The sequence below is a fragment of the Pseudomonas sp. MWU347 genome (assembly GCF_017947305.1).
GTDB lineage: Bacteria > Pseudomonadota > Gammaproteobacteria > Pseudomonadales > Pseudomonadaceae > Aquipseudomonas > Aquipseudomonas putida_A.
The window spans coordinates 633,239-643,485 of record NZ_JAFGZB010000002.1 but is presented as its reverse complement, the minus strand read 5'-3'; the positions used below and the strand labels follow the sequence as shown (position 1 = coordinate 643,485).

8 protein-coding genes are annotated in these 10,247 nt (G+C 61.3%); all 8 read left to right on the top strand.

The features are described from left to right. Nucleotides 1–26: 26 nt before the first annotated feature. The 8 genes from KCG87_RS06440 to KCG87_RS06405 all read left to right on the top strand — a co-directional run bounded on the left by KCG87_RS06440 (nt 27) and on the right by KCG87_RS06405 (nt 10,096). Nucleotides 27–1,379: a TolC family outer membrane protein gene (locus tag KCG87_RS06440; RefSeq protein ID WP_007961502.1), complete on the top strand. Its 1,353-nt coding sequence runs from the start codon at nt 27–29 to the stop codon at nt 1,377–1,379. A gap of 42 nt (nt 1,380–1,421) precedes the next feature. Further along, nucleotides 1,422–3,578: a type I secretion system permease/ATPase gene (locus KCG87_RS06435; RefSeq protein WP_027611114.1), complete on the top strand. Its 2,157-nt coding sequence runs from the start codon at nt 1,422–1,424 to the stop codon at nt 3,576–3,578. After that, nucleotides 3,568–4,935, top strand: coding sequence for an HlyD family type I secretion periplasmic adaptor subunit (locus tag KCG87_RS06430; RefSeq protein ID WP_096796933.1), 1,368 nt, complete (start codon nt 3,568–3,570; stop codon nt 4,933–4,935). Before KCG87_RS06435 ends, KCG87_RS06430 begins: the two co-directional genes overlap by 11 nt. A gap of 373 nt (nt 4,936–5,308) precedes the next feature. Then, nucleotides 5,309–6,205, top strand: coding sequence for a TauD/TfdA family dioxygenase (locus tag KCG87_RS06425; RefSeq protein WP_210556930.1), 897 nt, complete (start codon nt 5,309–5,311; stop codon nt 6,203–6,205). 18 nt (nt 6,206–6,223) lie between these two features. Beyond that, nucleotides 6,224–7,249 (top strand): ABC transporter substrate-binding protein, encoded by a 1,026-nt coding sequence (locus KCG87_RS06420; protein ID WP_134785123.1) that lies wholly within the window; start codon nt 6,224–6,226, stop codon nt 7,247–7,249. Between the two features lie 5 nt (nt 7,250–7,254). Beyond that, nucleotides 7,255–8,115: an ABC transporter ATP-binding protein gene (locus KCG87_RS06415; protein ID WP_210556928.1), complete on the top strand. Its 861-nt coding sequence runs from the start codon at nt 7,255–7,257 to the stop codon at nt 8,113–8,115. A 20-nt stretch (nt 8,116–8,135) separates the two neighbouring features. Beyond that, complete coding sequence (locus tag KCG87_RS06410) at nt 8,136–9,002, top strand: ABC transporter permease (protein ID WP_210556926.1); 867 nt, start codon at nt 8,136–8,138, stop codon at nt 9,000–9,002. Nucleotides 9,003–9,178: 176 nt separating this feature from the next. Then, complete coding sequence (locus tag KCG87_RS06405) at nt 9,179–10,096, top strand: LysR family transcriptional regulator (RefSeq protein ID WP_098966549.1); 918 nt, start codon at nt 9,179–9,181, stop codon at nt 10,094–10,096. Nucleotides 10,097–10,247 lie beyond the last annotated feature (151 nt).

Genomic DNA, 10,247 nt, shown 5'->3' with positions numbered 1-10,247 from the left:
ACAAGAAGTCCTGGGAAATCTTTACCATGCGTTTGCACTTGTTCAAGGCTCTACCGTTCGCCCTCGCCGCCTCTTTCGTCCAAGCACAATCCTTACCAGAAGCCATGCAACAGGCACTGGATGTCCATCCGGAAATCCAGGCGGGGGTCAACAGTCGTTTGGCCGCGGATTATCAGTTAAAGGCAGCCAAAGGTGGATACCTGCCCAAGGTAGATCTGCTGGGCGGTTATGGCCGTGAGGGCACTGACAGCGTGACCACGCGCGCCAACGGTGGCGGCAACCACTGGGAAACTTTGAACCGCAGCGAGTCAAGTTTACGTCTCTCGCAAATGGTTTTTGACGGTTTTGCCACGTCCAGCGAAGTCGGGCGTCAACAAGCCACCGTCAACTCCCGCGCCTACTCGCTGCTCGGCACTTCCGAGCGCACCGCGCTGACCGTCGCCCAGGTGTACCTGGACGTGCTGACCCGCCGCGAATTCGTGCGTCTGGCCGAAGAAAACCTCAAAAGCCACCAGCGCATCTATGATCAGATCCAGCTACGCACCCAGCGCGGCGTTGGTAGCGGCGCTGACCTTGATCAGGCTGAAGCGCGGATGGCTCAGGCCCGCAACAACCTGATCACCGAACAGACCAACCTCGCCGACTCCGAGACCAACTTCCTCAGTGCCGTCGGCCAGATGCCTGACCAGTTGGAGCGCCCGGCGCCGTTCATGGCGATGATGCCGGCCAACCTCAATGAAGCCCGTACGCAGATGCTGGAAAACAGCCCGATCCTGCGCTCGGCCGAGTCCGATATCGCCGCTGCCGAGAAGCAGTACGAAACCGCCAAGTCGACGTTCTACCCACGTTTCGACGCCGAGCTGGGACGCACCGCCGACAACGATCTCGATGGTCAGAACGGCCACAACAACGAGTGGCAGGCGATGCTGCGCATGCGCTTCAACCTGTATTCGGGCGGCAGCAACAAGGCCGATCTGGAATCCAAGTCGTACCTGTCGAACCAGGCGCTGGACATCCGCAACAACGCCCTGCGTCAGTTGAACGAAGAACTGGGCCTGGCCTGGAACGCCCTGAACAACGCCAATGCGCAGGTGCCGATCGCGCAGCAGTACGTTGATCACAGCACCGCCGTGCGTACCGCCTACCAGCGTCAGTTCAGCCTCGGCGAGCGCACCCTGCTCGATTTGCTCGACAGCGAAAACGAGTTGTTCACCGCTTCGCGCCGTCTGGCCGAGATCAAGAACATTCAGTTATTTACTCAGTATCGAATCAAGGCGACCATGGGCGAGTTGCTCAAGAGCCAGGGAGTGGTCGCACCATTGGCATCCGTCGTGCAGAACGATGTGAAGCCGAAGGTCCAACTGCCGGGTATGAATTGAGCAGAACCTTCATTGTTCAATTGTTAGCCAAGAGTGCCGAGCGTGGAATCAGAAGTCAGTCGAGTTCAACTCATTCATGATCCGCGCGCGATGCACGACGATCCGTTACTGGATGGCTTGCTCGCTCTATGCATGTTGCACCAGAAGCCGGCCAGTGCCGCGATGCTCACCACTGGCCTGCCGTTGCCCAAGCAGCGCCTGAGTGTCGAGTTGCTGCCCCGCGCAGCGGCTCGCGCCGGGCTGCAGGGTCGGGTGCTGCAACGCAAGCTGGAAGAGATTCCGGCGATTGCCATGCCGGCGCTGTTGCTGCTCAAGGATGGCCGCAGCGCCGTCCTGCTCGGCTGGCAAGGTGACAACGAAGCCCGGGTGCTGCTCAGCGAAAGCGACGGCGGCGAATCGGTGGTCAGCCGCGAACTGCTGGCTGACGACTACACCGGCAAAGTGTTCTTCGCCCAGCCGCAGCACAAATTCGACGTCAACCACGGCACGCTGATCCCGCGTGCGCGCTCGTGGTTTCGCGACACCCTCAAGCGTTCACGCTGGCTGTATGCCGATGCGATCGCCGCGAGTTTCCTGATCAACATCATCGCCATGGCCGCGCCGCTGTTCGTGATGAACGTCTACGACCGCGTGGTGCCGAACCAGGCCGAAGCGACCCTGTGGGTGCTGGCGCTGGGCATCACCGGTGCCTACATCTTCGACCTGATCCTCAAAAGCCTGCGCAGCCTGTGCCTGGATCTGGCCGGCAAGAAAACCGACCTGATCATCTCCGCGACGCTGTTCGAGCGCATCGTCGGCATGGCCATGAAGTACCGCCCGGCGCGGGTCGGCAGCTTCGCGCAGAACATCCATGAGTTTCAGAGCCTGCGCGACTTCCTCGCCTCGCTGACTCTGACCAGCCTGATCGACCTGCCGTTCACCATTCTGATCTTCATCGTCATCGCGATTCTCGGCGGGCATCTGGTGTGGATTCCGGTGCTGGCGTTCCCGATTGCGCTGTTGATCGGCTATGCGTTGCAGAAGCCGCTGGTAGCGACCATGGAACGCACCATGGCCCTCGGCGCCGAGCGTCAGTCGAGCCTGATCGAAACCCTCGCCGGCCTCGATGCGGTCAAGGTCAACAACGCCGAAAGCGAACGTCAGTACCAGTGGGAACAGACCATCGGCACTCTCAGCCGCCTCGAGCTGCGGGTGAAAATGCTCTCCGGTCTGGCGATGAACATCACCCTGCTGATCCAGCAACTGGCCGGGGTGATCATGATCGTCTTCGGCGTGTATCAGATCATCGCCGGCAACCTGAGCATGGGCGGTCTGATTGCCTGCTACATGCTCAGCGGCCGCGCGCTCAGCCCGCTGGCGTCGCTGTCCGGTCTGTTGACCCGCTACCAGCAGGCACGGGTAACCATGACTTCCGTCGACCAGATGATGGAGCTGCCGCAGGAGCGCAATTTCGAAGAACGTCCGCTGAGCCGCAAGGTGTTGCAGGGCGCGATCGAGTGCCGTCAGTTGAACTTCACCTACCCGGAACAGCAGAACCCGGCGCTGAAGAACATCAACCTGGTGATTCGTCCCGGCGAGAAGATCGGCATCATCGGCCGCAGCGGCTCGGGCAAGAGTTCGTTGGCGAAACTGCTGGTGGGCCTGTATCAGCCGGACGACGGCGCGTTGCTGGTGGACGGCGTCGACATCCGCCAGATCGACGTCAGCGAGCTGCGCTACAACATCGGCTACGTGCCGCAGGATATCCAGCTGCTGGCCGGTACCCTGCGCGACAATCTGGTCTCTGGCGCGCGCTATGTAGAAGACGAGCTGGTACTGCAAGCCGCCGAACTGGCCGGCGTGCACGAATTCGCCCGCCTGCATCCGCAGGGTTATGAGCTGCAAGTCGGCGAGCGCGGGCAGAACCTGTCCGGTGGCCAACGGCAGAACGTTGCTCTGGCGCGGGCGCTGCTGCTCAACCCGCCGATCCTGCTGCTCGACGAACCGACCAGCGCCATGGACAACACCGGCGAAGAACGCCTCAAGCAGCGTCTGGCCGCCGTCGTTGAAAACAAGACCGTGGTGCTGGTGACGCACCGGGCCTCGCTGCTGTCGCTGGTCGACCGCCTGCTGGTGGTCGACCGTGGACAGATTCTCGCCGATGGCCCGAAAGCCGCCGTGATGGAAGCGTTGAAGAAGGGGCAGATCAGTGTTGCTTAAGTCGGGTGTCAAAGAGTCGATCCGTCGCTACTTCAAGGGTTCTGCCTCGCTGCAGGGCCAGCCGCTGCCGGAGGTCAACAAGGCGCTGATCGAGGACGCCCCGCGCGTCGTGCGCCTGACCATCTGGGCAATCATCGGCTTCTTCCTGTTCCTGCTGTTGTGGGCCAACTTCGCGGTCATCGACGAAGTGACCAAGGGCGACGGCAAGGCGATTCCGTCGTCGAAGATCCAGAAAATCCAGAACCTTGAGGGCGGGATCGTCTCGGAAATGTTCGTCAAGGAAGGTCAGATCGTCGAGGCCGGCGCACCGCTGATTCGCCTGGACGACACGCGGTTTGCTTCCAACGTCGGCGAAACCGAGGCTGATCGGCTGTCGATGCTGCTGCGCGTCGAGCGTCTGAGCGCCGAGGTCGATGACCGTCCGCTGAATTTCCCTGAAGACGTGCTCAAAGCCGTGCCGGGCCAGGCGAAAAGCGAAGAATCGTTGTACATCAGTCGTCGTCAGCAACTGCACGACGAGATCGGCGGTTTGCAGGAGCAGTTGATCCAGCGTCAGCAAGAGCTGCGCGAGTTCAGCTCCAAGCAGGCGCAGTATCGCCAGCAACTGGGCCTGCAACGTCAGGAAATCAACATGTCCGAGCCGCTGGTGGCGCAGGGCGCCGTATCGCCGGTAGAAGTGCTGCGGCTCAAGCGTGCCGAAGTCGAAACCCGTGGTCAGCTCGACGCCACCACGCTGGCGATCCCGCGCGCCGAATCGGCCATCAAGGAAGTCCAGCGCAAGATCGACGAGACTCGCGGCAAATTTCGCAGCGATGCGCTGACCCAGCTCAACGAAGCCCGCACCGACCTGAACAAGGCCCAGGCCACCGGCAAGGCCCTGGAAGACCGGGTCAGCCGGACGCTGGTCACCTCGCCGGTACGCGGGATCGTCAACAAGTTGCTGGTCAACACCATCGGCGGTGTTATTCAGCCGGGCAGCGACATGGTGGAAATCGTGCCGCTGGATGACACCTTGCTGGTCGAAGCCAAGATCCGTCCGCAGGACATTGCCTTCCTGCACCCGGGGCAGGAAGCGATCGTCAAATTCACCGCGTACGACTACACCATTTATGGCGGGCTGAAAGCCAAACTGGAGCAGATCGGTGCCGACACCATCACCGACGAAGACAAGAAAACCACCTACTACATCATCAAGGTGCGCACCGAGCGCAGCCACCTGGGCACTGATGAAAAGCCGTTGCTGATCATCCCGGGGATGGTGGCGTCGGTGGATATCATCACCGGCAAGAAATCGGTGTTGAGCTATCTGCTCAAGCCGATCATCCGGGCGCGGGCCGAGGCGTTGCACGAGCGGTAGGTCTTCAGCGCGGCACATGGCCCCTTCGCGAGCAAGCCCGCTCCCACAGTGGATCCCGGTCGAACACAGAACTTGTGTCCACTGAAGATCAAATGTGGGAGCGGGCTTGCTCGCGAAGGGGCCAGCAAAATCACCACACCCCTGTCAGTAAGTGACACAAATCGTCACTCACCATCCAGTCCATTCCTCACCCTCCGCCATATCGTTATTCATTAACGGTATTTAATTTCCCGTTCTTATAGCTTTAAAGTCATCCACCTGCGTACCTGCCGACCAATCGGCGCGCCGCACGACCTGAACCAACACGCAATCCAGCGTGAGTGTCTGATCGACGTGCGCGCCTGTGAGCGCGCCGTGCGTGGGAGATTGAAAGATGTCCGCAGCTACTGCCACCCCAAGCGCCGCGACTGCCGCGCCGCAAAGCTTTGAAATTCGTCCGTTCAGCGGTGCCGTCGGTACCGAGATCATCGGCCTGGACCTGACCCGGCCGGTCAACGATCAGGACTTCGCGCGCATTCATCGTGCGCATCTGGATCACCACGTCGTGGTGTTCCGCGACCAGCGCATCACCCCGCAACAGCAGATCGATTTCAGCCGCCGCTTCGGCGTGTTGCAGATCCACGTGCTCAAGCAGTTCCTGCTGGCCAATCACCCGGAAATCCTCATCGTTTCCAACATCGTCGAGAACGGCCAGAACATCGGCCTCGGCGATGCCGGCAAGTTCTGGCACTCCGACCTTTCCTATAAAGAGCTGCCGAGCCTTGGCTCGATGCTGCATGCCCAGGAATTACCGTCCGAGGGCGGCGACACCTTGTTTGCCGACATGCACAAAGCCTGGGACAACCTGCCCGAAGCGCTGCGTAAAGCCGTAGAAGGGCGCTCCGCCGCACACTCCTACACCGCGCGTTACAGCGAAACCAAATTCGAAGGCAACTGGCGTCCGACCCTGACCCCGGAACAACTGGCGCAGGTCGCCGAAGTGGTGCACCCGATCGTTCGCACCCATCCGGAAAGCGGCCGCAAGGCGTTGTTCGTCAGCGAAGGCTTCACCACCCGCATCGTCGGTTTGCCCGAGGACGAGAGCAAACAACTGCTCGCCGAGCTCTACGCCCACAGCGTGCTGCCGCAAAACATTTACCGCCACCAGTGGCAGCCCCACGACATGGTGTTCTGGGACAACCGTTCGCTGATCCACCTCGCCGCCGGCTGCCCCGCACACCTGCGCCGCAAGCTGTATCGCACGACCATTCAGGGCGACGCGCCTTTCTGATTTGCCGGAGATTCGATCATGTCCAAACGTCTTCCATTTGCATCGCTGGCGGCGGCCATCGGCCTGGGTTTCAGCCTGCTTGCCGGCAGCCTGGTGGCGCCGACCGTGGCCCACGCCGAAGGTGAAATCCGCATCGCCGAACAGTTCGGGATTGTCTATTTATTGCTCAATGTGGTGCGCGATCAGGGCCTGATCGAGAAGTACGGCAAGCAGGAAGGCCTCGACATCAAGGTCGACTGGACGCAGCTCTCGGGCGGCGCGGCGGTCAACGATGCGCTCTTGTCCGGCTCTATCGACATTGCCGGCGCCGGCGTCGGCCCGCTGTTGACCATCTGGGATCGCACCCACGGCAAGCAGAACGTCAAGGCAGTCGCCTCGCTCGGCAACTTCCCGTACTACCTGGTCAGCAACAATCCCAAGGTCAAAACCATTGCCGATTTCACCGAGAAAGACCGCATTGCGGTGCCGGCGGTGGGCGTGTCGGTGCAGTCGCGCTTCCTCCAATACGCGGCGGCCAAACAGTGGGGTGACAAGGAATTCAATCGCCTCGACAAGTACACCATCGCCGTGCCGCACCCGGATGCGACCGCTGCGCTGATTGCCGGCGGCACCGAGCTGACCGGGCATTTCTCCAACCCACCGTTCCAGGATCAGGCGCTGCAGAACCCGAACGTGCACGTGGTGCTCAACTCCTACGACATCCTCGGCCCGAACTCGCCAACCGTGCTGTTCGCCACCGAGAAATTCCGCAACGACAACCCGAAAACCTACAAGGCCTTCGTCGAAGCGCTGACCGAAGCCGCGCAATTTGCGCAGAACGATAAGGGCGCGGCGGCGGACACCTACATCCGCGTGACCAAGGCCAAGATCGACCGCGCCGAGCTGCTGAAAATCATCGACAACCCGCAATTCGAATTCAGCGTCACGCCGAAAAATACCTATCCACTGGCCGAATTCCTCTACCGCGTCGGTGCGATCAAGAACAAACCGGAATCGTGGAAGGACTACTTCTTCCAGGACGCCAAACCGCTGCAAGGGAGCTGATCGAGATGAATGCCCCCTTGCAAGGCCACGCGGCCAGCAACCCGATCGCCAGCAGCCAGGCGCTGCTGGCGGTTGACCAAGTCAGCCTTGAATACCGCACCCCGCAACGGGTGGTACGGGCCACCCATCAAGTCAGTTTCGAGGTCGATCCGGCGGACCGCTTCGTCCTGCTCGGCCCGTCCGGCTGCGGCAAATCCACCTTGCTCAAAGCGGTCGCCGGATTCATTGCGCCGTGCGAAGGCGAGATTCGGCTGCAAGGGCAGCGGGTCGATGAACCGGGTCCGGATCGGATCGTGGTGTTCCAGGAATTCGATCAACTGCCGCCGTGGAAAACCGTCAAACAGAACGTGATGTTTCCGCTGCTGGCCTCGCGCACGCTGAAGAAAAAGGAGACCGAAGAGCGCGCGCTGCACTATCTGGAAAAAGTCGGTCTGGCAGCATTCGCCGACGCCTATCCCCACACTTTGTCCGGCGGCATGAAGGCGCGGGTGGCGATTGCCCGGGCGTTGGCGATGCAGCCGAAAATCCTTCTGATGGACGAGCCATTCGCCGCACTGGATGCGCTGACCCGGCGCAAGATGCAGGAAGAATTGCTGCTGCTCTGGGAAGAAGTGCGCTTCACCTTGCTGTTCGTCACCCACTCGATCGAAGAGGCGCTGGTGGTCGGCAATCGCATCCTGCTGCTGTCGCCACATCCGGGGCGGGTGCGCGCTGAAGTGCACAGCCATCAATACGATCTGCAAAGCCTCGGCGGCGTGGCGTTTCAGGAATCGGCGCGGCGCATTCACCGTTTGCTGTTCGATGAGGGCCAGTCGCCGGAAACCGAGCGTGACCATGACTTCAACGACATTCGTATCGCTTATTGAGCGTTCTGGAGGATTGCCCGATGAGCCAGCCATCGTCTCTACGACAAGAGTTTGAAACCGTCCTTGAACCACTGACCAGCGTGCCGCTCGAGCGCGAACTGCCGCTGGGCCAACGCCTGTGGCAACAGGGCTGGTTGCGTAAGAGTGTGATCCTGATTCTGCTGGCGATCCTCTGGGAAGTGATCGCCCGGGTGCAGAACAACGACCTGCTGCTGCCGAGCTTTCTGCAGACCAGTCATGCGCTGTACGACGGCCTGCTCAGCGGTGAGTTGCTGGGCAAGGTGTGGATATCGCTGGTGGTGCTGATCAAGGGTTACCTGATCGGCATCGTGCTGGCGTTCGCCCTGACCACGCTGGCGGTGTCGACCCAGTTCGGTCGCGATTTGCTGAGCACCCTGACCTCAATGTTCAATCCGCTGCCGGCAATTGCCTTGCTGCCGCTGGCCTTGCTCTGGTTCGGGCTGGGGCAGAACAGCCTGATTTTCGTGCTGGTGCATTCAGTGCTGTGGGCGCTGGCGTTGAACACCTACGCCGGTTTTCTCGGCGTTTCGGAAACCCTGCGCATGGCCGGGCGTAATTACGGGCTGAAGGGCATGCGTTTTGTGCTGTTCATTCTGATCCCGGCAGCGCTGCCGTCGATTCTCGCCGGGCTGAAAATCGGCTGGGCGTTTGCCTGGCGCACGCTGATCGCCGCCGAACTGGTGTTCGGCGCCACCAGCGGCAAGGGCGGGTTGGGCTGGTACATCTTCCAGAACCGCAACGAGCTGTACACCGACAAGGTGTTCGCCGGGTTGGCGGTGGTGATTCTGATCGGGTTGTTGGTGGAGAATCTGGTGTTCGATACGCTGGAGCGGGTGACGGTGAAGCGTTGGGGCATGCAGCGCTGAGATTTGTGTTGGCAGGACCGGCGCCTTCGCGAGCAAGCCCGCTCCCACATTTTGGAATGCGTTCCCCTGTGGGAGCGGGCTTGCTCGCGAAGGCGTCCTTTCAGCCGCCGTCAAATTTGAAGGATGTTTGCTAGCATTGCACCCAGATCAATCCAGATCAGCCACGAGTGCTCAGCATGCAACTCCCGGACATGAACCTTCTGGTCGCCCTCGACGCCTTGCTCGACGAGGGCAGTGTGGTCGGCGCCGCGCGGCGGATGAACCTCAGCCCCGCCGCCATGAGCCGCACTCTGACGCGGATCCGCGAGGCGATCGGCGATCCGATCCTGGTACGCGCCGGTCGCGGCCTGGTGCCAACCCCCAAAGCCCTCGAATTGCGCGAGCAGGTGCGCGATGTCGTCGAGCAAGCGGCGCTGCTGTTTCGCTCCGCCGACAGCGTGGATCTGGGCACCCTGCGCCGGCGCTTCAGCATTCGCGCCAACGACTTTTTCATTGGCGTATATGGCGGCAAGCTGTTCGATACCCTCGACCAGCAGGCGCCACACTGCGAGTTGCGCTTCGTCCCCGAGGGCGATGGCGACGACGAAGCGCTGCGCGAAGGTCGGATTGATCTGAGTGTCAGCAACACCCGTCCGGTAACCCCGGAAGTCAAAGTGCAGAACCTGTTCTCCACGCATTTCGTCGGTCTGGTGCGTGAGGATCATCCGTTGCTCGACGGCGAAGTCACCGCCGAGCGCTATGCCGGCTACTCGCATATCAGCATGTCGCGCCGTGGCATTGCTCGCGGCCCCATCGACACCGCGTTGAACGCCCTGGGTCTGGAGCGGCGGGTGGCGGTGATTGCGCCAAGTTTCCACGCGGCGATGTTTGCCTTGCCCGATTCCGACCTGATCCTGCCGGTGCCCAAGGAAGCGTTGCTCAGCGTGCGCCGATTGGGCCTGAAGCTGCGCTCGTTCAATCTGCCGATACCGTTGCCGACGCTGATGCTGACCCAGGCCTGGCACCCGCGCTTCGACAAGGACCCGGCGCACCGCTGGCTGCGCGAAACGCTCAAGGCGTGTTGCGACGAAACCTGGCTGGCCGCGCAACCCTGATACCGAATCAATGTGGGAGGGGGCTTGCTCCCGAAGGCGTCGTGTCAGGCAATGCATAGGTTGAATGACCCACTGCTTTCGCGAGCAAGCCCGCTCCCACATTGGATATTCATTGCTGCACTGAGCGCACTTATAACCTGCCAATAAGTCA

Coding starts and splice junctions, on each gene's coding strand:
- KCG87_RS06410 (WP_210556926.1), top strand. CDS start 8,136: ATGAGCCAGCCATCGTCTCTACGACAAGAGTTTGAAACCGTCCTTGAA.
- KCG87_RS06415 (WP_210556928.1), top strand. CDS start 7,255: ATGAATGCCCCCTTGCAAGGCCACGCGGCCAGCAACCCGATCGCCAGC.
- KCG87_RS06425 (WP_210556930.1), top strand. CDS start 5,309: ATGTCCGCAGCTACTGCCACCCCAAGCGCCGCGACTGCCGCGCCGCAA.
- KCG87_RS06440 (WP_007961502.1), top strand. CDS start 27: ATGCGTTTGCACTTGTTCAAGGCTCTACCGTTCGCCCTCGCCGCCTCT.
- KCG87_RS06420 (WP_134785123.1), top strand. CDS start 6,224: ATGTCCAAACGTCTTCCATTTGCATCGCTGGCGGCGGCCATCGGCCTG.
- KCG87_RS06405 (WP_098966549.1), top strand. CDS start 9,179: ATGCAACTCCCGGACATGAACCTTCTGGTCGCCCTCGACGCCTTGCTC.